This window comes from Candidatus Nanosynbacter featherlites (genome assembly GCF_005697565.1).
Taxonomy (GTDB): domain Bacteria; phylum Patescibacteriota; class Saccharimonadia; order Saccharimonadales; family Saccharimonadaceae; genus Nanosynbacter; species Nanosynbacter featherlites.
The window spans coordinates 384,520-407,393 of record NZ_CP040004.1; the positions used below are offsets into that span (position 1 = coordinate 384,520).

At 50.4% G+C, this 22,874-nt stretch carries 19 protein-coding genes; 6 read left to right on the forward strand and 13 right to left on the reverse strand.

Annotation, left to right across the window (positions count from 1 at the left end; translation table 11 throughout):
- Positions 1 to 57: 57 nt before the first annotated feature.
- On the forward strand, positions 58 to 2,025 hold the full coding sequence (locus tag FBF37_RS02035) for an alpha amylase C-terminal domain-containing protein (RefSeq protein ID WP_138078995.1): 1,968 nt from the start codon (positions 58 to 60) through the stop codon (positions 2,023 to 2,025).
- 141 nt (positions 2,026 to 2,166) lie between these two features.
- Positions 2,167 to 2,460 (forward strand): hypothetical protein, encoded by a 294-nt coding sequence (locus FBF37_RS02040; RefSeq protein WP_138078997.1) that lies wholly within the window; start codon positions 2,167 to 2,169, stop codon positions 2,458 to 2,460.
- A 255-nt stretch (positions 2,461 to 2,715) separates the two neighbouring features.
- Here the strand turns inward: FBF37_RS02040 and FBF37_RS02045 are convergent, their stop codons facing one another.
- Positions 2,716 to 2,946, reverse strand: a complete 231-nt coding sequence (locus FBF37_RS02045; RefSeq protein WP_138078999.1) for a hypothetical protein — start codon at positions 2,944 to 2,946, stop codon at positions 2,716 to 2,718.
- Positions 2,947 to 3,116: 170 nt separating this feature from the next.
- Here FBF37_RS02045 and FBF37_RS02050 point away from each other — a divergent pair, with 170 nt between their 5' ends.
- On the forward strand, positions 3,117 to 4,520 hold the full coding sequence (locus tag FBF37_RS02050; RefSeq protein WP_138079002.1) for a threonine/serine exporter family protein: 1,404 nt from the start codon (positions 3,117 to 3,119) through the stop codon (positions 4,518 to 4,520).
- Here FBF37_RS02050 and FBF37_RS02055 read toward each other — a convergent pair.
- The 11 genes from FBF37_RS02055 to FBF37_RS02105 all read right to left on the reverse strand — a co-directional run bounded on the left by FBF37_RS02055 (position 4,480) and on the right by FBF37_RS02105 (position 19,526).
- The gene (locus tag FBF37_RS02055) at positions 4,480 to 5,133 is read right to left on the reverse strand and encodes a hypothetical protein (protein WP_138079004.1); all 654 of its coding nucleotides are present in this window, start codon (positions 5,131 to 5,133) and stop codon (positions 4,480 to 4,482) included. The two genes, FBF37_RS02050 and FBF37_RS02055, sit on opposite strands and share 41 nt — an antisense overlap.
- A gap of 52 nt (positions 5,134 to 5,185) precedes the next feature.
- Positions 5,186 to 7,276 (reverse strand): elongation factor G, encoded by a 2,091-nt coding sequence (gene fusA / locus FBF37_RS02060; protein ID WP_138079006.1) that lies wholly within the window; start codon positions 7,274 to 7,276, stop codon positions 5,186 to 5,188.
- A 121-nt stretch (positions 7,277 to 7,397) separates the two neighbouring features.
- Entirely contained in the window at positions 7,398 to 8,093 is a 696-nt protein-coding gene (locus FBF37_RS02065) for a hypothetical protein (protein ID WP_138079008.1), read from the reverse strand.
- Between the two features lie 84 nt (positions 8,094 to 8,177).
- Positions 8,178 to 8,657, reverse strand: coding sequence for a 30S ribosomal protein S7 (gene rpsG / locus FBF37_RS02070; RefSeq protein ID WP_138079010.1), 480 nt, complete (start codon positions 8,655 to 8,657; stop codon positions 8,178 to 8,180).
- A gap of 2 nt (positions 8,658 to 8,659) precedes the next feature.
- Positions 8,660 to 9,073, reverse strand: a complete 414-nt coding sequence (gene rpsL / locus FBF37_RS02075; protein WP_039327447.1) for a 30S ribosomal protein S12 — start codon at positions 9,071 to 9,073, stop codon at positions 8,660 to 8,662.
- 243 nt (positions 9,074 to 9,316) lie between these two features.
- Positions 9,317 to 10,267 carry a hypothetical protein gene (locus FBF37_RS02080; protein ID WP_138079012.1) on the reverse strand — a complete coding sequence of 317 codons (951 nt, stop codon included), beginning with the start codon at positions 10,265 to 10,267 and terminating at the stop codon, positions 9,317 to 9,319.
- A 94-nt stretch (positions 10,268 to 10,361) separates the two neighbouring features.
- Positions 10,362 to 14,198, reverse strand: a complete 3,837-nt coding sequence (gene rpoC, locus FBF37_RS02085; RefSeq protein WP_174843585.1) for a DNA-directed RNA polymerase subunit beta' — start codon at positions 14,196 to 14,198, stop codon at positions 10,362 to 10,364.
- Between the two features lies 1 nt (position 14,199).
- Positions 14,200 to 17,550, reverse strand: coding sequence for a DNA-directed RNA polymerase subunit beta (gene rpoB, locus FBF37_RS02090; protein ID WP_236861218.1), 3,351 nt, complete (start codon positions 17,548 to 17,550; stop codon positions 14,200 to 14,202).
- 151 nt (positions 17,551 to 17,701) lie between these two features.
- Entirely contained in the window at positions 17,702 to 18,367 is a 666-nt protein-coding gene (gene tmk, locus FBF37_RS02095; RefSeq protein ID WP_138079018.1) for a dTMP kinase, read from the reverse strand.
- Positions 18,367 to 19,086: a dCTP deaminase gene (locus tag FBF37_RS02100; RefSeq protein WP_138079020.1), complete on the reverse strand. Its 720-nt coding sequence runs from the start codon at positions 19,084 to 19,086 to the stop codon at positions 18,367 to 18,369. Before FBF37_RS02100 ends, tmk begins: the two co-directional genes overlap by 1 nt.
- Positions 19,087 to 19,088: 2 nt before the next feature.
- Positions 19,089 to 19,526 (reverse strand): HIT family protein, encoded by a 438-nt coding sequence (locus tag FBF37_RS02105; protein WP_138079022.1) that lies wholly within the window; start codon positions 19,524 to 19,526, stop codon positions 19,089 to 19,091.
- Positions 19,527 to 19,710: 184 nt separating this feature from the next.
- Between FBF37_RS02105 and FBF37_RS02110 the strand changes: the two genes are divergently transcribed.
- Both FBF37_RS02110 and FBF37_RS02115 read left to right on the forward strand, forming a co-directional pair.
- A complete protein-coding gene (locus FBF37_RS02110) occupies positions 19,711 to 20,115 on the forward strand; it encodes a hypothetical protein (RefSeq protein ID WP_138079024.1) in 405 nt (134 codons plus the stop codon).
- A 67-nt stretch (positions 20,116 to 20,182) separates the two neighbouring features.
- Positions 20,183 to 21,718, forward strand: coding sequence for a hypothetical protein (locus tag FBF37_RS02115; protein WP_138079026.1), 1,536 nt, complete (start codon positions 20,183 to 20,185; stop codon positions 21,716 to 21,718).
- A 1-nt stretch (position 21,719) separates the two neighbouring features.
- Here FBF37_RS02115 and FBF37_RS02120 read toward each other — a convergent pair whose 3' ends face one another.
- Complete coding sequence (locus tag FBF37_RS02120; protein WP_138079028.1) at positions 21,720 to 22,316, reverse strand: ATP-dependent Clp protease proteolytic subunit; 597 nt, start codon at positions 22,314 to 22,316, stop codon at positions 21,720 to 21,722.
- 47 nt (positions 22,317 to 22,363) lie between these two features.
- Here FBF37_RS02120 and FBF37_RS02125 point away from each other — a divergent pair, with 47 nt between their 5' ends.
- Positions 22,364 to 22,867, forward strand: a complete 504-nt coding sequence (locus FBF37_RS02125; RefSeq protein ID WP_138079029.1) for a dihydrofolate reductase — start codon at positions 22,364 to 22,366, stop codon at positions 22,865 to 22,867.
- Positions 22,868 to 22,874 lie beyond the last annotated feature (7 nt).

The window sequence follows — 22,874 nt, forward strand, 5'->3', positions numbered from 1 at the left end:
TACCTCTACTGGCTAAACTTCAAGCATAATCGTCGCTCCATGCGGTATACTATAACCATGAGCAAGAAAACCCTGGTTGAGCTTGATCCGTGGCTGGCGCCGCATGAACCCGTCATCAAGGCGCGCGAGGCGTATGTTTCGTCGACGCTGCGGAGGGTTTTGGACGGTAAATCGCCGGCAGATTTTGCACTAGGGTTTCATCATTTTGGATTGCATCAGACAGCGGCGGGCTGGACGTTTCGTGAGTGGGCGCCAAATGCTACGCGGCTGGTTTTGGTTGGCGATTTTTCTGACTGGCAGGAGCGCGAGGAGTTTGCCCTGCAGCCTAGTCGGCATGGTGAATGGAGTGTTGATTTGCCGGGGAGCGCACTGCATCACGGGCAGAAATATAAATTGCGCGTCTATTGGCCGAATGGCGACGGTTGGCGTTTGCCATCATACGCCACCTACGTCATCCAAGACGATGATTCGGTGGATTTTTCGGCCGTAGTCTGGCAGCCTAATGAGCCATATCAGTGGCAACATGACATTCCGCCTGCGCCAAACGTGCCGCTGATTTACGAAGCGCATGTTGGTATGAGTAGCGAGGAGGAAAAGGTCGCTAACTTCAACGAATTTACCGCCAATGTCCTGCCGCGCATCAAACAGGCCGGCTACAACACCATCCAACTGATGGCCATCGCCGAGCACCCGTACTACGGCAGCTTCGGCTATCACGTCAGCAACTTTTTCGCGGTCAGTTCGCGATTTGGCACGCTGGATGATTTCAAGCGGTTAGTTGACGCGGCACACGGACTGGGGCTACGCGTCATCATCGACATCGTTCATGCTCATGCTGCCAAAAATGAAGTCGAGGGCCTCGGCAATTTCGCGGGTGATCCAACGCAATATTTCAAAGCTCACGACCATCCAGCCTGGGATTCGCGGCTGTTTGATTATGGCAAGCCGGCAGTACTGCACTTTTTGGCCAGCAATTGCCGCTGGTGGTTGGACGAGTACCATGTTGACGGTTTCCGGTTTGATGGCGTGACCAGCATGTTATATCACGACCATGGCTTGGGCAAAAGTTTTACCAGCTATGATGATTATTTTACTGATGATGTTGATAAGGATGCCCTGGTCTATCTCAGGCTGGCAAATGACGTCATTCACGCTGTTCGCCCCGACGCCACGACCATTGCTGAGGAAATGAGCGGGCTACCGGGCTTGGCGGCACCGACTGAATATGGCGGCCTGGGCTTTGATTATCGATTAGCAATGGGCGCGCCCGACCTCTGGATCAAAACGCTGAAGGAAAAGCGCGACGAAGATTGGGACTTGGGCGAATTGGCGCATACGCTGAGTTCGCACCGCCCAGAGGAAAAAGTCATCACTTACGCCGAAAGTCACGACCAAGCCTTGGTCGGCGACAAGACGCTGATTTTTCGACTGATCGACAAAGCCATGTACTGGCACATGGATAAAGCCGACCCCGACCTGACCGTGGAGCGTGGCATAGCCCTACATAAACTGATTCGGCTGCTGACAGCTGGGCTGCACGGCGGTGGCTACCTTAACTTTATGGGTAATGAATTTGGGCATCCCGAGTGGATCGACTTTCCGCGCCAAGGTAATAATTGGTCGTTCAAGCACGCACGGCGACAATGGAGTTTACGCGACAATGGTTTCCTCAAATACCAATGGCTGGGCGAATTTGACGCCAGCCTGATGAAGCTCATCAAAACCGTTGACGACCCCAGCATTCACTACCTCACCATTCACCAACACGACCACGTCGTCAGCTTCATGCGTGGAGACCTGCTGTTCATCATCAACTTCTCGCCCGACCAGTCACAGACCGACTATGCACTGCCGGCAGCGGCTGGGTCATATCGATTGGTTCTGAACAGTGATGATGAGCGATTTGGCGGTCACGGACGAGTCCAGCAAGACCAGCGATATTTCACCACACCAGGGCCGCATGGCGACAATGTACAGGCATATCTACCAGCACGCAGTGGGCTGATTCTGCGCAGGGTTGACTAGGGTTTGACGGTTTGTTTGAACATGAGCGGTATACTTGACTTTTTTGCTGTAGTATGACATCATACAAGTAGCTTTTCATTCGCCCTGAAGCGTTTGAAAAGAGCACTTGCCCATCCATCTTTTCAGAGTCTTTGAGAGGAGGTGAAAGAGATGGGAATAGTCTGGGGAATTGTCGCCTTCGTGGTGACATTCTTTCTGGTTTCAAGAATCCTGCGCGCCCTTGTGCGCTGCAGGATCATTTCCCGAAAAACAGGATCTACCATCCTGTTTTTCGGGCTTGTCCTGTCAATGGCACAATGTCTCGTGCCGTTAACAGGAGGATCACAAAGGCAGTCCCAGGTCGTCTTTGCGATAATCGCGGGGATACTGATATATCTCAACGCGATTGAACTGTCCTATGCCTTTCTCCCGAAGTCGTGGGATGACGAAGAGTAAAGGCAAGTAACTTGCCCACCGAAAATAGTTCGCTGAATCGGCTCAACCTGATTGAGTGCCTTGTGGCATTCTCGGGTTGACCAAACCCGATTCAGCTTGAGCCAGTTCGGTGGGCTATTTTCATGTCATTGACTTTTTTGTAAATATGTGCTATATTATACATTAGCCTGTTTGGTAACTCTACTCTAGAGCCACCAACTGCGCTTCGCTACCAAGCCAGACACTTGGTGGCTTGAGGCGCGGAAAGGCCGCACCTCATACTATCAGGAAGGAGGTGGGCACGATGTCCACCATTAAGAAGACCTGCCTAGCCGTCATTTTCTTGACAATGTCACTGCCAGCGCTAGCTGGGCTGTTAGTCCAGTTAAATATATATGCCCCTGGCGTGCTATACAAGCCTGGCATGGCCCTGTTTGAGGTTGGCGTGATAATTGCCGCCCTCGCTGTGGCGGCCTTCTGGCCGTCTTCACTTTCAGTTCCTCCCATCGCTTCTGACGAAGAGGAGGAGGATTGTTCTCCAGAAGAACATGAGAGGCTCCGCGCCAGCAGAGGCGCATACTAAAAATCTGTCAAATCGCGGAAACACCGCGTCCCCGCACATGTTGCGGGGTTTTTTCTTGGCAAAAATTTGATAAAGTTTGATACACTAATTATTGATGAACAAGATCAATAAAAAAGTACCAGAAATCTTACTACAGTCACTCGGCAAAATTGCTCGCCTTCCCTTGCCAATTCCTGCCCAAGTGATTGAGAAAATTGACGAAAGCTTAACCCCAAACATGCGCGCTTTGCGGTTGGTTCTGACCATCTCCGAAAAGCTCCTCAGCATGGGTGTGTCAGCGCGAGATGTGGTACATATGATGCTTGGTATCACCAGAACCTACTGCAAACAGCCAGTTCACATGGACATCAGCTCAACGCTCATCACCGTGTCGCAAGACCGCGGCATCAACCGTGAGCCGCTGACTTTGATTCGCGCCATCACTCTGGTGGATGTCAATTACCAAACCATCCAAGCGCTGCAGACCTTGTCCCGCGAAATCCGCTACCAGCACATTCACTTGAGTGAGGCTGAGGAACGGCTAGAAAAGATCATCAATCCTGAAAAACGTCATCCCCAATCTCTCGTCGCCCTATCAGGCGGCGCGTTGAGTGCTGGTGTGGTGGTGATGTATGGCGGTAGTTTACAGATGGCACTCCTGGCTATGGCGGTCGGCACACTCAGCACGGCTGCCATGCGTCTGTTGTGGCGTGTCGGCGTGTCGGTATTTTTCACACAGATCATCATGTCACTCTGTATCACACTCATCGCCACTGCTGTTGTCTGTGTCAATACCAAGTTTAATTTGGCATTCAATCCGACACTGATTGTGATTGGTGGAATCGTCCTATTGGTGGCAGGTATGATGATCGTTGGTGCGTTTCAGGATGCAATTGATGAATATTATGTTACAGCAAACGCCCGACTGTTGCGAGTGCTGATGGCAACCGGTGGTATCGTGGTTGGCGTAGCTATTGGCCTTCATATTGCCACCAGATTGGGTATTAGTTTTCCAACCACCCCAGACCGTTTGACGTTGGTGGATAATTATACGCAGTACATCGGTGCGGCAGTCATCGCTTCAGCATTTGTCATTGGCAATCACGCGCCGTTCTTTGGCACTATATTGGCTGGTCTTGTGGGAGCAAGTGGCTGGGGACTATTTCAATTACTGACTGATGCTGGTTGGGATGTGTTGCTGGCCAGTGGTACAGCCGCTGCGGCCATCGGTTTGGTAGCAACGTTCATGTCCCGACTGTGGCGCATCCCGTCTTTGGCCATCATCGGTGCGGGCATTGTGCCGTTGGTCCCAGGTTTGTCACTGTACAATGGCTTGATGGGTATCATCAGTCAGGCACCGTCAGACCCAGGCTACGTTGTCGCCTTGGCAAGCTTGGCGCGAGCCGTCATGATTGGATTTGCTGTTGCCGTAGGCGCGTCATTTGGTAATGCTGTTGGCCGTCCCATCCGCAGTCAAATCAGGAAGCTTTTTGTTGGGACACCGACGACTGCAGAGTAGCAGCTGACGTTTGGACAGCTTGTTGGGTGAATTTACTAGTCAGATAGAACCATAACGCCCCAAGTCCGCCAGCCGCAGCCTCATAGACCACGAACGAAAATTCTCGGTGCACAAATCCTTGAACGCACGCCATGACGGCAGCTACTGACAGCCCTAGCATGATGCTTTTTTGCTGGCGTGTGAACAAACTGGTGGTAAACGGCAACATGAAGGCGTAAAATGCAAAGACAATGATGGACAGGCGTGAAAAGATATAGTGTAGCCCGTGTTGAGTGTCGTTAGGAAATATGGCTATAGCCATGCCGCAAAAAGCTATGGTTCGCAGCGCCACCAAACTTAACCTGGCAGTAGCCACTGCCTCAGCCTGCTCCAAAGTGTCAGACATCGACTCTGCTAAGCACCACATGATGATTGCCATCATGGCGATGGAAATGTTGAATACAAATGAAGACAGTTCGCCACGCTCACCCAAAGCACTGAAGCTCCAGTTTACCCATTGCGGCTCTGAGGTTAAGAACGCCGACAGAGTGATCCCTGCCAAAAAAATTAGCGTCATCCAAACAGTCAACTTTGCGGGCGCAAGCTTGCGAGTTGACAGAATGAATGATTTCATGAATACATTATACCATATGAAAACCCCGGCTAATGACCGGGGCTTTTGGTGATTATTTGTTGCGCTTTTCGATTATCTCTTGAGCAACATTCGGTGGAACTTCCTCGTACTGAGCCAATTCCATGGTTGATGCAGCGCGGCCCTGCGACATCGAGCGGATGTCTGAGGTGTAACCAAACATATTTGCCAGTGGCACGAAGGCCTTGACCAACTTGGCGCCGCCCATCAAATCTTCCATGGTATCAATGCGACCACGACGTGAGTTCAGGTCACCGATGATGTCGCCCATGAACTCTTCTGGGGTAGTGACTTCAACTTTCATGACTGGTTCAAGCAGAATTGGCGTTGCCTGTTTGATACCTTCGCGGGCTGCCAACGAACCTGCCAATGAGAAGGCTAACTCTGAGGAGTCAACATCGTGGTATGAACCATCGTATAGGGTAGCTTTGACGTCAACCACTGGATAACCAGCGATAACACCACCTTCCAAGGTCTCACGAATACCCTTCATGACAGCTGGGCGGTACTCTTGTGGCACCACACCACCCTTAATTTCATCAACAAACTCAAAGCCTTTACCAGCCTCGTTTGGTTCAAAGCGTACCCAGACGTCACCGTACTGACCACGACCACCAGACTGCTTGGCGTGCTTACCCTGAACCTCAGCTTTACCCTTGATTGATTCACGGAAGGCCACTTGTGGTTCACCAATGTTAGCTTCAACCTTGAACTCGCGCTTCATGCGGTCGATCAAAATGTCCAGGTGCAACTCACCCATTCCAGACATGATGGTCTGGCCGGTTTCTTCATCAGTGTGGATGCGGAAAGTTGGGTCTTCCTCAGCCAAACGCTGCAAGGCGAGCGCCATCTTTTCTTGGTCGGCCTTTGACTTTGGCTCAACGGCGATGGATACTGGCGGCTCTGGGAATTCAATTGATTCCAGGGCAATTGGGTGTGCTGGGTCAGTCAAGGTGTTACCAGTACCAGTGTTCTTCAAGCCAACCACCGCAGCGATGTCACCAGCAGTGATTTTGTCGATTTCCTCGCGCTTGTCGGCGTGCATTCGGACGATACGACCGATGCGCTCTTTGTCGCCAGTCGTGGTGTTCAGGACGTAGCTACCAGAGTTCAAAACACCTGAATAGACACGGATGAAGATCAATTTACCAACAAATGGGTCAGTGGCAATCTTAAATGCCAAGGCGCTCATTGGCTCTTTGTCGTCTGGCTTGCGGCTCACTTCGTCGCCGGTCTTTGGATTTTTACCCCAAATTTCGTCAACGTCCAGTGGGCTTGGTAGGTAGTCAACCATGAGGTCAAGCACCTTCTCCACGATAACGCCGCGGCCGTCACCACCGGTGACCAAGAAGAAGTCACCAGCCAGCACACGCTTACGCAGTGCAGATTTCAGCTCATCAATCGTAATCGCCTCTTCACCTTGGTCGAGGAACTTCATCATCAATTCGTCGTCAGCTTCAACGGCATTTTCCACCAACAAGCTGCGGGCATTTTGACATTTTTCCAACATGTCAGCTGGGATTTCACCCTGCACCAACTCATGATCAGAAAAATCAGTGTAGGTATAAGCCTTCATGTCGATAAGGTCAACCACACCGTTGATGGTCTTTTCAAAACCAATCGGGATGTGAATTGGGAAAGCTTGTTTGCTCAAGCGGTTGTGAATTGACTCCAGAGATTTCCAGAAATCACCACCAGTTTGGTTGATTTTGTTAACGAAGCAAATGCGTGGCACGCCATATTTGTTAGCCTGGCGCCACACCGTCTCAGACTGCGCCTCAACACCCATCTTACCGTCAAACACCGTCACCGCACCGTCGAGGACTCGAAGTGAACGCTCCACCTCAGCGGTAAAGTCAATGTGCCCCGGGGTGTCGATGATATTGATCTTGTGATTTCTCCAGAAACAAGTCACCGCTGCCGAGGTAATGGTAATACCGCGCTCTTTTTCCTGCGCCATCCAGTCAGTGGTGGCACCGTCGCCGTCACCCTTCACCACACCAATCTTGTGGGTCAAGCCGGTACGGTACAAAATACCCTCAGTTGTCGTCGTTTTACCGGCGTCAATATGGGCAATAATACCAATATTTCTAAAATTTTTCAGCGGAACATTCGTCTCTGCCATAATTTTCCTTTATATTACGTTAATTTGTCGAGATCTTTGGTCAATTTTTTGGCACCAAAAAACTACTCTTGTTGCCAATTATACCAGATAGTCGCAGAAAATAATAGCTTGATTTTATGGTTTAGCTCTCAGAATTTTCTTGGCAATAGCCTAGTAGATCATCCCAGCTAACTCCAGCATTAGCCTCGTGCCTCATTCTGTATGCGTCACACTCTTGCAGTTTGTGGTTAGCATTGCGCAGAAAAATACCGAGTCCAGTCCTGGCAAAACCTTGCAGTCTGATATTCGGTACTGCCTCGTCCAGCCAGTCTTCAATTGTTTCAGTTAGCCCTGGGTCAATCAATGCCAGGCCGTAGCTAGAGTATTCAACCTGTCCCCTTGCTGCTTCGTGTAGCCTCACAAGATCATCAAACTCGGGCTTCGGGCTCTTTGGAGGCTCGAATCCACAACCTTTAAGCCCCTGTGGAACGAGCTCCTTGGGTGCTATATTAGCCTCAAGCAATTGTTCTCGACACAGACCAAGTCCGATGGTCGCACCAATGTTCGTGACCACCATTACCTCCTCAACCCCATACGTTGGTTCACCAGTAGACAGATCACGTGGGTTCAGAAGAACTCCCAGACCGCCAGCCACCCTATGAATCATTTCTTGAGCACTGTGTCGCTGTGAAATATCTTCAAGGATATGCTGAAGCCCACTTTGCCTAGGATGGGTCGCCTCAAAAGCTGCTATATCCTCCTGCATTCGCTGGGCGGCACCAGTAAAGTCAATATAGCAATTATGCTTTCGGTCGGGTGAGAATTGTTGTTCATTCATCTTTTGATAATATCATAATTAGACATAAAATGCAAATCCGCCCCAGATTACCTGGAGCGGATGATATCTTGCATGCTCAAATAATTAGCCACGAGCAAAGTGCGCAAAGGCGCGGTTGGCTTCGGCCATCTTGTGGGTGTCTTCCTTCTTCTTGAAGGCAGCACCAGCTTCGTTGTAGGCGTCAACGATTTCCAGTGCCAAACGCTGTGAGTATGGCATACCACTGCGAGCACGAGCTGATTGTACCAGCCAGCTAAACGCGTAGTGTAGCTGCCGGTGTCCCTGGACTGGGAACGGAATCTGGTAGTTCGCACCACCGACGCGGCGGCTCTTCACCTCAAAGTTTGGACTGACGTTTTTCAAGGCTTTTTCAAACACTGCCAACGGATCTTCTGAATCCAATTTCTTCGCAGCAGTTTCCAGGGCGGTGTAAACAGCACGCTCGGCTGCCAACTTCTTACCGTCCAGCATTGATTTGTTGATCAGGCGCTGCACCAGCACGCTTTGGTAGCGGCGGTCAGGCTTGAGTTCACGTTGTAGTTTCTTGGTAACTTTACGAGGCATGATTACTTATCCCCTTTCTTGGTACCGTACTTTGAACGGCCCCGCTTGCGGTTGTTGACACCTTGAAGGTCCAAGGCACCGCGTACGATGTGATAGCGCACACCTGGAAGGTCAGGCACACGACCACCGCGGATCAAGACCACAGCGTGCTCCTGCAAGTTGTGACCCTCACCACCGATGTAGGCCCAGACTTCGTAGCCGTTGTTCAATTTCACACGAGCAACTTTACGCAGCGCTGAGTTTGGTTTCTTTGGCGTCTTGGTCGTCACACGCACACACACGCCACGCTTGAGCGGTGCATTTTGGTCGTAGTAACGCGTTTTCAGGGCGTTATGAATGCGACCCAGTGCTGGTGACTTGGACTTTTTCTTGGCCGTTTGGCGCGGTTTACGCACCAACTGGTTGATTGTTGGCATCCAATTTCTCCTTGGTTGATTTACTAAATGATGGCGATTCGCCTGGTGGCTCTAAGTGAACTGGCGCGCGATTTTACACGCAAAAACCAGCTTCTCTTAGTGCCTACGGCTTGGATTCAGCAACTCCGCCCCGTGTCTATACCTTTTCTGCCGAGCATTCGGTCTGTACACATTCAAACCACCGCTTGCTCCGAAAAGAGGAAACTCTGGGATAATTTTACCACACTTGGTCTAAAAAATCTACTAGATTTTGACGTGCGCATCAATCTCTTCCAGAATGCCCTTCCACCAGGCCATATTATCCTGAGAAGCATGCACTGCATCCATGATCTCAAAGCCCATCACCGACAGACCGGCCGAGCCCAACCGTTGAACTAACCACTCATTATCATTGATGGGGCTTATTTTGTCAGCATCGGTCGCGCTCACCGTAACCACTGCTTCACGGAGCGATCGATGGCCGGCGCTCATCAAATCACTGATAATATCATTATCAGGATGGGTGATGGCTCGAGGATATTGCCACAAGCCAGCCGGTCGTTGCAGTATTATTTTTGGTAATAGTAATGAGTCTTCGTCGCGGCATCGAGCTGCCCAATCAGGATTTGCAGCGATAGTCTCTGTCAACTTATCACCACCGTGAGCAAGAAAACGCATGGCTAATGTAGCCATGGTTTTAGCCTGACTAGTCTTTTTGCTTATCACCGGCGTCTCAAATAAGTCTAGTTGCGATAAGCTTACTTCCCCTGGTGCATGTTTTGCGGCTGATGCTGCCAAATGCGAACCTAGTGAATAACCAACCAGTCGCTCTACATCACCAAAGTCACGGCCCTTTTGGTCGAGTGTCTCGCCCACGGCGTCCCACTGCAACATTGACACTTTTGAGAGATCGCCCTCTCTTAGAGCTTGTTTAATTCCCGAGCTCATGGGATCTGCTTCTGGACTCACTCCTGGATTATCTACTGCGACTGCCAGTCCTTTGATATGATCCGCCAAAACCTCCGTTCTTACTTGTTGCTTTGCTCGCTCAGAATAGTCTGACCATTGTGAAAAAAGCACGGCAACCGGCGATCCACCATCCGAAAGCGTAGAATCTGCCAAATAGACAGGTCCTTTCATCTCACCATCAACCTGTTGAGGTGGCTGAATGACATCCATATCAATGGGCCCAACCTGCGTAAGCAACTCACTCATATCTTGCTATTATACCATAAATTGTCGTAATATACAATTCTCCCCTCTGTTATAGAGGGGAGAATATTGCACGGTTGATAGAGCTACTTAGTGATTAGATCTCTGAGAATTCTTCAGTCAATTCTTCAGTGTTATCTTCAGCTAACTCTTCGTCTTCTTCAACAGCGCCCGTTCCCACTGGGATCTTGCGGCCGATGATGACGTTCTCCTTGAGACCGTGCAAGTGGTCAGCGCGACCAGATACGGCAGCGTTGATCAGCACGCGAGTAGTATCCTGGAAGGACGCAGCTGATAGCCATGAGTCGCTCCAGATGGACACCTTGGTGATACCGAGCAGCAGCTGAGTGTAGCTGATGAGGTTCTTACCCTCAGTAGCCAGTTGCTTGTTGGTGTTCACCACCGCAGCCTTGGAGACGATGTCGCCAGTCACGAAGTCGCTATCACCCGCATCTTCGATTTGGACGCGGCTGAACATCTGTCGAACGATGATCTCCAGGTGCTTGTCGGCCACGTCTTGACCCTGAGCAGCGTAAATACGCAGGACTTCGTTGATGATGTAGCGCTGAGCAGCCTCGACACCCTTCAGGCGCATCAAGTCGTGCAGGTTCAATGAACCAGCTGTCAAGCGGTCACCAGCCTCGACAACGTCATTAGCTTTTACGACCAACTGCATGGTGCCTGGGATTTCGTAACGAGCTGGTGCGCCAGCTTCAGCAGCGATGACCAAGGTGTCTTCTGCCGCCTCAACTACACCGTCAAATGGTGCAATTAGTGGACGAGTGTCATCTTCGCCAGTTGCCAATACGTCGCCAGCCTTGACACTTGAACCGGCCTTGACCACGATGGTTCGGCCGTCTAGCGGCAAGCGCTCAACCTTACCAGATTCTGGGGTAACTTGGACGATGTACTTTTTGCCATCTTCCCAAACGTCAACTAACCCGGCAATCTCCGTAACAAACGCCTGACCCTTTGGTGTACGCGCCTCGAACAATTCTTCAACACGCGGCAGACCCTGGGTGATGTCACCACCAGCCACACCAGAGTTGTGGAAAGTACGCAGGGTCAACTGAGTACCTGGCTCACCGACTGACTGAGCAGCGATGACACCGACTGGCTGATGATTACCGACCAATTTACCAGTTGACATATCAACACCGTAGCTGCGCTGCGGGATGCCGTTGAGGTTGTTGGTTGACAGGACTGATTGAATCTTGACGCTCTGGATACTTTCATCATCATCAATTGAGTCAGCGATTTCCCGGGTGATCAATTCGTCCTTGTTGACGTGACCCGGAATTGTCTCGGCGGCGTAACGACCAGCCAAGCGGTTCGAGAAGTCGATCATCGTTTCCTCAGTTTCTGAACGGTAGATTGCGTAACCTTCGTCGTCACCTTCAACGTCCTCAACCGTGAAGACGTCCTGTGCCACGTCGACCAAACGTCGCGTCAGGTAGCCTGAGTCGGCAGTCTTCAGCGCGGTGTCGATCAGACCCTTACGCGCACCACGGGTCGCCACAAAGGCCTCAAGGCTGGACAGACCACCAGTGTAGGAGCTACGGATTGGCAACTCAATTTCGTGGTTGGTCGCGTCCATCTGGATACCGATCATGGCGCTCGCCAGCTTGACGTTGGAGATGTCACCACGTGCACCAGAGTTAACCATCATGGAGATACTGGTGTCCATGTGCGCCAATTGATCCTTCAAGAACGCGGTAATCTTATTGTCGACGTTTCGCCACGCACTGACTGTCAAGTTGTAGCGCTCGTCCTCGGTGATCAGACCTTGGTCGAACTGCTCAGAAATCAAAGCCGCCTTGGCGTCACCCTCAGCCACAAACTCAGGGATTTCGTCAAAGTGCACGTAGTCGGTCATACCGGTTGATACGGCCGCAGTTGTCGCGAAGCGGAAGGCCTGCCCCTTCATGCGGTCAGCGATCTTGGCAGTTTCCTCGGCACCGTACTTGTTGAAGATTTGTGCCAATACTTTCTTCAGCTGCTTCTTGGTCTGAACGTTGTTGTCATATGGGAAGTCCTCTGGCAGGATCTCGTTAAAGAAGACACGGCCCAAAGTTGTCTGACGTACCTTGCCCTTAGCAAAAATCCGGATTGGCGTCTGCAAATGAATGTCGCCCTTGTCGTACGCCAGCTCTGCTTCATAAACTGAGCTAAATGACTTGATATTGTCAGTCTGCGCCTGTGGCTTGTCATAGGTCAGGTAGTAGTTACCGAGCACGATGTCCTGCGAGATGTGCAAGACTGGCGCACCGTCAGCAGGCTTCAATAGGTTAGCAGTTGCGCTCATCAACTCACGCGCTTCAGCCTGTGCTTCTTTAGAGAGTGGTAAGTGAACGGCCATCTGGTCACCGTCAAAGTCAGCGTTAAAGCCGGCACAAACTAGCGGATGCAGTTGGATGGCTTTGCCTTCAACCAAAACTGGCTGGAAGGATTGGATTGACAAACGGTGGAGTGATGGAGCACGGTTCAACAGAACGTATTTGCCTGCAATCACTGCATCCAGCGCGTCCCATACAACTGCTTCGCCTGATTCGATCAACCGGGTTGCTGAGCGGATGTTGTGAGCAAATTCACCCTTGATCAGCCAACTGATAACGAATGGCTTGAATAGTTCAAGTGCCATTTGCTTTGGCAACCCACACTGATGAATCTTCAGTTTTGGACCAACGACGATCACTGAACGTCCAGAGTAATCCACACGCTTACCGAGCAGGTTTTGGCGGAAACGTCCTTGCTTACCCTTCAGCATGTCAGAAATTGACTTCAGACGGCGGCGACCACCAGTCGAACTGACGGCACGACCACCACGAGCAGCAGCATTGTCGATCAACGCATCAACCGCTTCCTGCAACATACGCTTTTCATTGCGCTGAATCACTTCTGGTGCATTGAGCTCAACCAATTTCTTCAAACGATTGTTACGGTTGATGATGCGGCGGTACAAGTCGTTTAAGTCTGAGGTTGCAAACCGACCACCACTGAGGGCCACCATTGGACGGAGGTCTGGTGGGATGACTGGCAATACGCTCAGCGTCAAGCTACTTGGCTTGATGCCAGCGGCGTGCATGCTCTCCAGCATCTTCAGGCGCTTGAGAATTTTCTTCTCACGCTGACCCTTGGCGCTCTCAGCTTCTTCAGTCAATTCCGCAATCAGCTGCGGTAGGTCAATCTCATCCAGTAACGTCTTCAACGCTGAAGCACCCATGCCAACTTCAATGAGCTCATCGTATTCTTCTGGCAAGTTACGATAGTCAGTTTCAGACAACAGCGCGCCCTTGTTCAAACTGTCAAGCTGCGCTTTACGAGTGGTGTATTTTTCGTTCAATTCTTCAACTTCACGACTCTGTTCCTTAGCCAAAGCTTTGATGTCAGCGCCATCTTCTTCTGCCATTTTTTCGTATCGAATCTTGATGGCAGCACGACCGGCTTCTGTTTCAGCTTCCAAGTCTGCAAGGTATTGATCACGGGTTGCTTCATCAACCTTCAAAATGACGTAGGTCGCAAAGTAAGCTACTCGCTCCAAGTTACGAACCGTCATGCCGAGCAATTGGCTCATGGCGCTTGGCGTACCGCGCATAAACCAGATGTGGGCGACTGGCGCCGCCAACTGGATGTGACCCATGCGCTCACGGCGAACGATTGACTTGGTGACGAGTTCACCATTCTTATCAACCGCAGCTTCGCGTGAACGAACACCTTTTAGCTTTGAGTCGTGTGGATTGATGTCCTTAACCGGACCGAAAATTCGTTCACAGAACAAACCGTCACGCTCTGGCTTTTGAGTACGATAGTTGATCGTTTCTGGCTTAGTAACTTCACCGTGACTCCATTTCAGGATATCTTCTGGGCTGGCAACCACTAAGCGTACTGCATCAAAATCGCTAATGCCAGTAGCATTGAATGCAAATTGCGCCATCTTACGCATCCTCCTTTATTTCTTCTACTTCGTCAATGTCTTGTACGCTCATGCCCCCTTCGATTTCTCCAATATCATCAGATTCATCCAAGAAAGTTTCTGCTTCTTCGTCTTCAGACGTTACCGCAGGCGTGGTTTTATCTTCAGGTCCACTGGACGCGATCACGTGCTCAGCGTCAACGACAGCTTCATCATCCACCAAGTCAACCTTTAGACCCAATCCCTGGAGTTCCTTGACCAACACGTTGAAGGACTCTGGGAGTTTTGGACCGACGATTGGTTCGTCTTTGATGATCGACTCGTATGCCTTGGCACGGCCATAGACGTCGTCAGACTTGATGGTTAGCATTTCCTGCAAGGTTGCTGCCGCACCGTAGGCTTCCAGTGCCCAGACCTCCATCTCACCGAAGCGCTGACCACCATTCTGTGCTTTACCACCGAGTGGCTGCTGAGTCACCATGGTGTATGGACCAGTTGAGCGGGCGTGAATCTTGTCAGAAACCATATGGTGCAATTTGATCATGTGCATCACACCGACCGTGGTGCGCTCTTCAAAGGCTTCACCGGTTCGGCCATCAAACAATTGACTCTTACCGTCGCGTGCTAGCCCTGCTTTTTCTAGTTCATCAGAAATTGTTGCTGATGGCACACCGTTAAATGATGGGGTTGCGACGCGGTAACCTAGTGCTCGTGCCGCCATACCCAGGTGTGTTTCAAACAACTGACCGAGGTTCATACGACTTGGCACACCCAGTGGGTTCAAAATTACGTCAATTGGCGTACCGTCTTCCATGAACGGCATGTCTTCGACTGGCAGAACCTTGGCGACCACGCCCTTGTTACCGTGGCGACCAGCCATCTTGTCACCAACACCAATCTTGCGGAGCTGGGCTACAAAGATTTGAATCTGCATCAAGACACCAGCCTTCAAGTCGTGGCCATTCTCGCGGCTAAAGATCTTAACGCCGACAACTTTACCGCCACCAGCATTATTCATGCGCTGTGAAGTGTCACGAACATCCTTGGCCTTTTCACCAAAGATGGCGCGCAGCAGACGCTCCTCAGAGCTGAGTTCCTGTTCACCCTTTGGTGTAATCTTACCAACTAAAACGTCACCGGCCTTGACTTCAGAACCAATTTGGACAATACCGTTTTCGTCCAAGTGACGCAGGCTTTCCTCAGAAACGTTTGGAATGTCGCGAGTAACAATCTCTGGGCCCAGTTTGGTCTCACGAACTTCAACATTGTAATCCTTAATGTTGATGGACGTCAGTGTGTCGTCTTGTACCAATCGGTTGGACAAAATCACTGCGTCTTCCATGTTGTAACCACCCCATGGCATAAAGGCCACCAACAGGTTACGTCCAAGCGCAATTTCGCCTTCCGCAACGGAAGCACCTTCAATCAATACATCGCCCTGCTTCACCTTATCACCGCGCTTAACGCGAACTTTTTGGTTGTAGCAGCGGTCGTCATTGTTTTTGACGAAATGGCGGAGTTCATATACTTTGACGCCGTCGCTGTATTTGACATGAATTTCATTTGCATCAGCTTTAACTACTTCACCGTCACCTGACGCCAAGGTTAAGTGACCACTGTTTGCAGCAATGGACTTTTCGACGCCCGTACCAACAGTTGCTGGTTCTGGTGTGAGCAGCGGTACTGCCTGGCGTTGCATGTTTGAACCAGTCAAGCTACGGTCAATACGGTTCTTTTCGATGAACGGAACCAGCGCAGCGGTTGACCCCAAAATCTGCTTGTGTGCAGCGTCCATGTAGGTAACCTGGTCAGCGTCAACCTGAGATGGCTGCATGTTGTTACGAGCTGACACACGCTCATCACGGAACGTACCGTCTTCGTTCAACACAGCACCAGCATCAGCGATCACCTCAGCTGCTTCCTGCGCCGCGTCCAGATAGACAACATCGTCTGTCACGCGACCATTCACAACTTTCAAGTATGGCGTTTCGATGAAGCCATATTCATTGACTCGTGCGTAAGTAGCGAGGTTTAGCACCAAACCAACGTTAGCACCTTCTGGCGTCTCCACCGAACAGATACGACCATAGTGCGTTGGGTGAGCATCACGAACGTCAAAACCAGCACGCTCACGGCTCAAACCACCAGGGCCCATTGAGCTCAAACGACGTTTGTGGCTCAATTCAGACAGTGGGTTAACCTCGTCCATCAACTGACTAAGCTGCGAGCTAGTGAAGAATTCACGAACTGCTGCCACCACTGGGCGAGCATTGATCAGCTGGCTTGGCGTTACACCTTCCATGTCCGCCACACTCATGCGATCCATGGCGTTGCGCTGCATCCTGAGCATACCGACGCGGAACTGACGAGCGACCAATTCACCAACCAGCTTCACTCGACGGTTGCTCAATGAGTCGATGTCATCAGCTGGCTCTTGGGTGTTGTTGAGGCGAATAATCTCGCGGATGATGGCTACCAAATCGCTCATCTGGAAAATACGGTTTTCAGCAGTGTTGGCAACGTCCAGACCCAACCGTTGATTGAGCTTATACCGACCAACGCGGGAATAATCAAATCGCTTAAAATCAAAGAACATTCGCTCAATCATCTGGCGCGCATTGTCAACTGTCGCCAGATCACCCGGCCGGAGACGACGATAGACTTCGATCAGCGCTTCATTGGCACCACGAGTTGTGTCTTTATCCAAAGTTTCTTGGATGTAGCTGGTCTCGCCAGTGTCAATGTCAGCAAATAATTCACGAATTTCTGATGTTTTTGGATGGCCCAAAGCCCGTAGCAAGGTCGTCACTGGCAATTTGCGACGACGGTCAATCTTGACATAAATCGTACCATTTGGCGCGGTCTCGAACTCCAACCAGGCACCACGACCTGGGATCATCTTAGCACCGTAGTAATTACGGCCAGCCACAGTGTCAGCAGTAAAGAATACACCGGCTGAGCGGATCAACTGACTAACTACCACACGCTCCGTACCATTGATGATGAAGGTACCGCGCTCGGTCATCCATGGATAGTCACCAAGATAGATTTCCTGCTCTTTGACTTCGCCCGTGACTTTGTTGGTTAGTTCGACGGTTGCATGCAGCGGCGCTTCAAACGTCACATTGTTTTCCTTGGCGAACTGATCGGTAGTCTTTGGTTCGTCAAATCGATACGCACCGAATCGCAATGACAATTTCTGACCAGTGTAGTCGTCAATTGGGTTAATTTCTGAAAAGATTTCGCTCAAGCCATCCTCGACGAACCAACGCCAAGAATCTTCTTGATGAGCGATCAGGTTTGGCAGCGGCAACGAGCTGTCTTCAGAGGTGAAGAACACGCGTCCGCCATCCGTGGACTGTTGTTTTGCCACAGGTATGAACTCCTCGCTTTAGTTTAATTTAGTGATCACGGCCGGAAGATCCCTAATTCACGACTGCAACAAAAGCGATTTGCCTGTTCGCTTTGCTTCTCCCTGTCGTGAATACACTACTTCTCTAAATACCAGTATGCACGAAACCAGGTCAAAAATCAATATTATTTTTGGAGATTTCTTGAAGAATTTGCTGATGTACGTCAGTCGGCGAACGCTCAGCCAAAACCAGTGGAATATTGTGCGTTTTAGCAACGGTTTGATAGCCATCATTAATCTTCTGCTGGAACGCATCATCACGTGACTCAAAGCTATCAACCGCCTCTGCCGTACCGCGCTCGACGATGCGCTGCTGTCTGACACGGTCATCCGCAAATAATACCACAACAAAGTCAGGATTCATGTAGCGCTCACTAGTGAAGCGCTTGGTCATGTTGATGATGGCTTCCTGGGCTATACCTTCGCCATGACCTTGATAGACCAAAGTCGACAAATAACTCCTGGAGCTCAACACCACCGCGCCTCGCTGCAAAGCCGGCTCAATTTTGTGAAACCACAATTCACGCCGCGCCGCACTGAACAAGAGCACATTAACCTCTGGATCCAGCTTGAACCGATCGTCTTTCAAAACTCTCCGATATTCATTGGCGACTGGCGTGGTTTTAGCCTCATCATCACTGCCTGGCTCCTCGACAACAACAACTTCACGGCCGCGTTCTCTGAGCCACGCTGCCAACATATCTACTTGCGTGGATTTACCGGTGCCGTCATTGCCCTCAATGACGATGTAAACTCCCGCGGCGCCCGAGCGTTCCATCACAGCAGCCCCTGACTCAAGCCGTCAATTGGCACTGGAGATTTACGGCTGTCACGGTACGTCTTTGGTAGTAGCATCTCCGGTCGCCAGCTGGCGATGATTTCCTCTAAATCGTTCCCTGTCTGATATTTATCACTGACCTTACGCGCGCCAGAGCCATAGCCGCCTTCAACTGGCCCAGTTTTGTGAAAAATCATTTGACCAATGCGTTCGCCAACCGGCAACACGACACTTTCGTGCATGTTAAGGTTATAGATTTCCAGCGTAATCCGATTGATATACCCTGGGTCAATCCAGCCAGCGTCAAAGCAAACCGCCACGCCATTGCGCCCCCACGAACTGCGGCTCAGCACCTGCGCTGCACCGCCCTGTGCACGAATGCCCACAAATTCGTGCGTGTGCGCCAAGATTCGCTCCCCAGGACGCAGCACAATGATTGGGTGGTCTGGTGGAATATTCTGAAACGGCGTTGCATCATGCTCCTTGCACCATTCAGCGTGCGGCATGGCTTTGAGCGGACCCTTGAAATATTTGGCGACATAAGCCGCGTCAAAGGGATTGTAGACGCGATATTCGCCCTCAAATTCTTGCTTATAGTAGTAGTGACCCAACGTAAAGTCCAAACTGGCTTCTGCCACGTGGTCTGGATTGAACGGCTGACAGACGATGATGTCGTCGTTGATGGCTTGGCGAATCTCGATGTTGCTATAAACAGTCATATTTATTTACTCCACAAAATATACGGTTTAACACTAGTGAATAACATGTTTTTTGGTTTGCCATGCGTTTTGATAAGGTGGGTGTGTTGATGAGCGACGGATTTTTGTTTATTTTCTGGAGCGCGGGCGTAAACGGAATATCCCTGCTCTTCGTACTCAGCGATCACATCCATCAACTCAGCTCGCTCTGTCTTATTCAGCTGGTAGATGCCTTCAACATGACGCCTGGGGACGACCATGATGTGGTCAGCGACTTCATGACTGTCCCAAATCTCATATGGAAACAGATTGTCTGTCACCAAAAAATGCTCGTGCGCCACTCGCACCTGCTTATCCTCTGGACTAAATTGGCAAAAGTTACACCCAGGTGCTGCCTGCTGTTTCATCATTTTTCGATATTTGACATAGCGCTGCTCTGTCGACCGTCGCCGATAAACCATGTTTCCTCCGTTTTCCTCAGTATCTGTTAAAAGTATAGCACGTCTGACATAAGCATCATATACTGATTTTCACCCTCAAATATACGTCATAGCAATATCATATCATTGACATATCAACACTTTTTTGTTATTATATAAAAAGTATTTGATCAAATTGTTAATAGTGAGAGACAAGGAGAAATACATGGATCATAAAAATAGCTTAACATGCTTACCAGTTATTTTTGGACCAAATGAGTTAGGCCTCAGTACAAAAACCACTGGTACTGGCGAAGGCTCAAAATGGGAGACTGCTTTTGTAGTCGCCGACCCGCAAGGGATTATTAGAGAGGTTGAAACACCCAGCACTCCTGACGAAGCTCCCGTGCCTCCACACAGGATAGTCGCTGTTGATATTGATCAATGTTTGCCTCAGGAGAGTAGTCCCGGTCAATCTCATATCGTCGGTAATGCCGTGGAAATACGACCAGACCTAGACCCGGACGCAGAGCCGAGAAAACTGGGGCGAGCCGCCGTCTTTGGTTACGACCCAAAAACTGGCAAAGGCGTCATGGTGCTCAGCCCAGACCAGGCAGTAACCAAAGACTAATAGACCGCTCCTCTCCAGCGTATCGCTCATGCTTGGGCGACGCTTATAAACATCCTATACTAAGAATATGTCAGACAAACTGTACCTCAGAGAATACATCATGCCGGGGTATCCGAATGATCCAGGCGAGACCATCATGGGCGCGCTACACATGCCATCCTATGAGTTGGAGGACAACTCGATGGTAATTCATGACGCAGTATGGGGAGACTGTTCAATTGGTGACCGACAGCCGTACGATTCACTACTCATGGAACTGGCACGTTCACCACTGTTTCGCAGACTGCAAGCAGTCGAGCAACTGACATTGCCGCCATCGTTCTCTACGGTGCCCAACACAACCCTCTTTTCCCGGTGGCAACACATTTGGGGAAGCTTGGCTTTTGTGCGAAAAATGACCGAAGGTGATGATCGATTTGATGACCGACAGCGGACCGTGTTGGAGCTGCGAACGCTGTTTTCTGACGTTGGACAGACAGCTTTCTCACACTTGGGAGACTGGATTTTCCAAGGTATCCAAGGTGGAGAAAATCTCCACGACCAAGATTTGAGGGCGTTACTGGAGACGTTTGGTATCGATGAAACATTAGCCGACTATGGTCTAACCCTGGAAGAAACCGTTTTCCCTGAGACAGAAGACTGGGTGGAGTGCCCATCACCGGCTTTGTGTGTCGATAGAGTTGACTACGGTATGCGCGAAGTTTTGCGCTGGTCAGGCTGGCCAATGGGTATCATGCAATATGAAGATCAGCTCCAAGATCCCAAGTCTCTCTTCCGCATCAATGACCACATGATGCTAGAAATCACAGATCAAGATTTTGCTCGTCGCTTTGCCGCTGGCTACAGTATTTTGCCAACAGAGCACTGGGCGCAACCAGTGCATCGACTGCAACTTGAACTATTGCAAACCGCTACCAAGCAAGCACTGACTGGTGGTGGGCATTTTAGTGACGGAATCTTCCTGGCTCACCCTGTCCATCCTCGTGACCGCATGTACGGTATCGATTCAGACTTTCGCTTTGCTTTTAGTGGTGGCGACGCTGCCTTCAGGAGAATATTAGAGACTATTGGCTATCATCAGCGGCAAATCTATCAGCGAGCACGTCAAGCAGATCTCCGTAGCCAATTTGGCGAGATGAAAGGCGACTTCCCCGAGTTTCTCGACCCATTGACCTCATACTGTTCAAAGTCCCGCAATTTCATGCTAGTAGCGCCTCAGGTAGAAATAGAAAAAGATAGTACCGCACAGCAAGGTATGGCGTTAGATATGGGGCGCATCGCCATTGGGCTGCCAGCCCTGAAGGCGCGGCTGATCGATCCGCCTGTTCAAACCGCTGAGGGCACAGCGCCGCTAAGCGAAATCGATCCAAGCTACAAAAACTATTTGGACGGCCAAACCAGAGCCATGAAAATGGGCTATCAGGCAATAGTAATGCTCAACAGAGACTTCAGTCAACGCATTTATGATATCTATAGCGAAGCGTCAGCAACCTGGCAACGCTGTTCAACCATGCCGCGAAACGCTGATAATCTGCGCAACCTTGTTGCTCAAGCTGGTTTTTACGGTGCTGGCGCGCGCTTTGATGATATTCGTGAGATATGAGTTAAGATCGCTTAACCACCGCGTCAATCAAGCCGTACGCCACTGCTTCTTCTGGCCTCATCCAGTAATCACGTTCCATGTCAGCTTTGATTTTAGCCAGCTTTTGACCAGTGTTTTTGGCCATAATTTTAGCCAGCATTTCCTTTACTTCCAGTGTTTCTTTCAGGTCAATCTCCATGTCGGTCACCTTACCGCGTGTACCGGATGATGGCTGATGAATCATCACCTTGGCGTGCGGCAAGCAAAATCGTTTACCTTTGGCGCCACTTGACAGCAGGAACGCGCCCATGCTGGCCTGCAGTCCGATGCCGTAGGTCGCCACGTCTGGTTTGATGAAATTCATAGTATCGTAAATCGCCAAGCCATCGTAGACGCTGCCACCAGGGCTATTGATATACAGCGAGATATCAGCCTCTGGGTCAACCTGAGCCAAATGCAGCAACTGCGCCACCACAATGTTTGCCGTGTGCTCATTTACTTCCTCGCCCAGAAAAATTATTCGCTCGTTCAAGAGACGTGAATAAATATCAAACGCTCGTTCGCCGTCAGAAGATTTTTCAATAACAGTTGGTACCAGATAGCTATTTACTTTATTCATGAACCATATTATAGCATATAGCCGGCACCTCATGGTACACTGAGAATATGCAGAAAGCTATCATCGTTGCCTATGACAAAAACCGCGCCATCGGGCGAGGCGGTGATTTACCGTGGGGTCGCAGCTTGCCAGCAGATTTGGCGCATTTCAAGAAGTTGACTAAAGGCGGCAATGTCGTCATGGGCCGAAAAACCTTCGAGTCAATCGGCTCTCATCCGCTACCAGAGCGCGAAAACATCGTCATTTCCTCACGACCGACAGGCATCAAAGGTGTCCTTACGGCTGTGAATTTAGAAAGCGCCCTGGCGCTAGCTCGTTACAAAACCTTCATCATCGGCGGCGCGCAGGTGTATGGTGATGCGCTGAACACACCAGAGATTGACACCATTTACGCCACCGAGGTGGACGCTACATTTTCAGACGCTGACACCTTTTTCCCAGATATTGACATGACCATCTGGGAAGAGACCGACCGTGTCCATCACCCGGCAGACGACGACAACGCCTACGCCTTTGATTTCGTGACCTACCGACGAAAAATTGTAGAATAACGACATT

Coding starts and splice junctions, on each gene's coding strand:
- FBF37_RS02035 (WP_138078995.1), top strand. CDS start 58: ATGAGCAAGAAAACCCTGGTTGAGCTTGATCCGTGGCTGGCGCCGCAT.
- FBF37_RS02045 (WP_138078999.1), bottom strand. CDS start 2,946: ATGGGAGGAACTGAAAGTGAAGACGGCCAGAAGGCCGCCACAGCGAGG.
- FBF37_RS02050 (WP_138079002.1), top strand. CDS start 3,117: ATGAACAAGATCAATAAAAAAGTACCAGAAATCTTACTACAGTCACTC.
- FBF37_RS02055 (WP_138079004.1), bottom strand. CDS start 5,133: ATGAAATCATTCATTCTGTCAACTCGCAAGCTTGCGCCCGCAAAGTTG.
- fusA (WP_138079006.1), bottom strand. CDS start 7,276: ATGGCAGAGACGAATGTTCCGCTGAAAAATTTTAGAAATATTGGTATT.
- FBF37_RS02065 (WP_138079008.1), bottom strand. CDS start 8,093: ATGAATGAACAACAATTCTCACCCGACCGAAAGCATAATTGCTATATT.
- rpsG (WP_138079010.1), bottom strand. CDS start 8,657: ATGCCTCGTAAAGTTACCAAGAAACTACAACGTGAACTCAAGCCTGAC.
- rpsL (WP_039327447.1), bottom strand. CDS start 9,073: ATGCCAACAATCAACCAGTTGGTGCGTAAACCGCGCCAAACGGCCAAG.
- FBF37_RS02080 (WP_138079012.1), bottom strand. CDS start 10,267: ATGAGTGAGTTGCTTACGCAGGTTGGGCCCATTGATATGGATGTCATT.
- rpoC (WP_174843585.1), bottom strand. CDS start 14,198: ATGGCGCAATTTGCATTCAATGCTACTGGCATTAGCGATTTTGATGCA.
- tmk (WP_138079018.1), bottom strand. CDS start 18,367: ATGGAACGCTCGGGCGCCGCGGGAGTTTACATCGTCATTGAGGGCAAT.
- FBF37_RS02100 (WP_138079020.1), bottom strand. CDS start 19,086: ATGACTGTTTATAGCAACATCGAGATTCGCCAAGCCATCAACGACGAC.
- FBF37_RS02105 (WP_138079022.1), bottom strand. CDS start 19,526: ATGGTTTATCGGCGACGGTCGACAGAGCAGCGCTATGTCAAATATCGA.
- FBF37_RS02110 (WP_138079024.1), top strand. CDS start 19,711: ATGGATCATAAAAATAGCTTAACATGCTTACCAGTTATTTTTGGACCA.
- FBF37_RS02115 (WP_138079026.1), top strand. CDS start 20,183: ATGTCAGACAAACTGTACCTCAGAGAATACATCATGCCGGGGTATCCG.
- FBF37_RS02120 (WP_138079028.1), bottom strand. CDS start 22,316: ATGAATAAAGTAAATAGCTATCTGGTACCAACTGTTATTGAAAAATCT.
- FBF37_RS02125 (WP_138079029.1), top strand. CDS start 22,364: ATGCAGAAAGCTATCATCGTTGCCTATGACAAAAACCGCGCCATCGGG.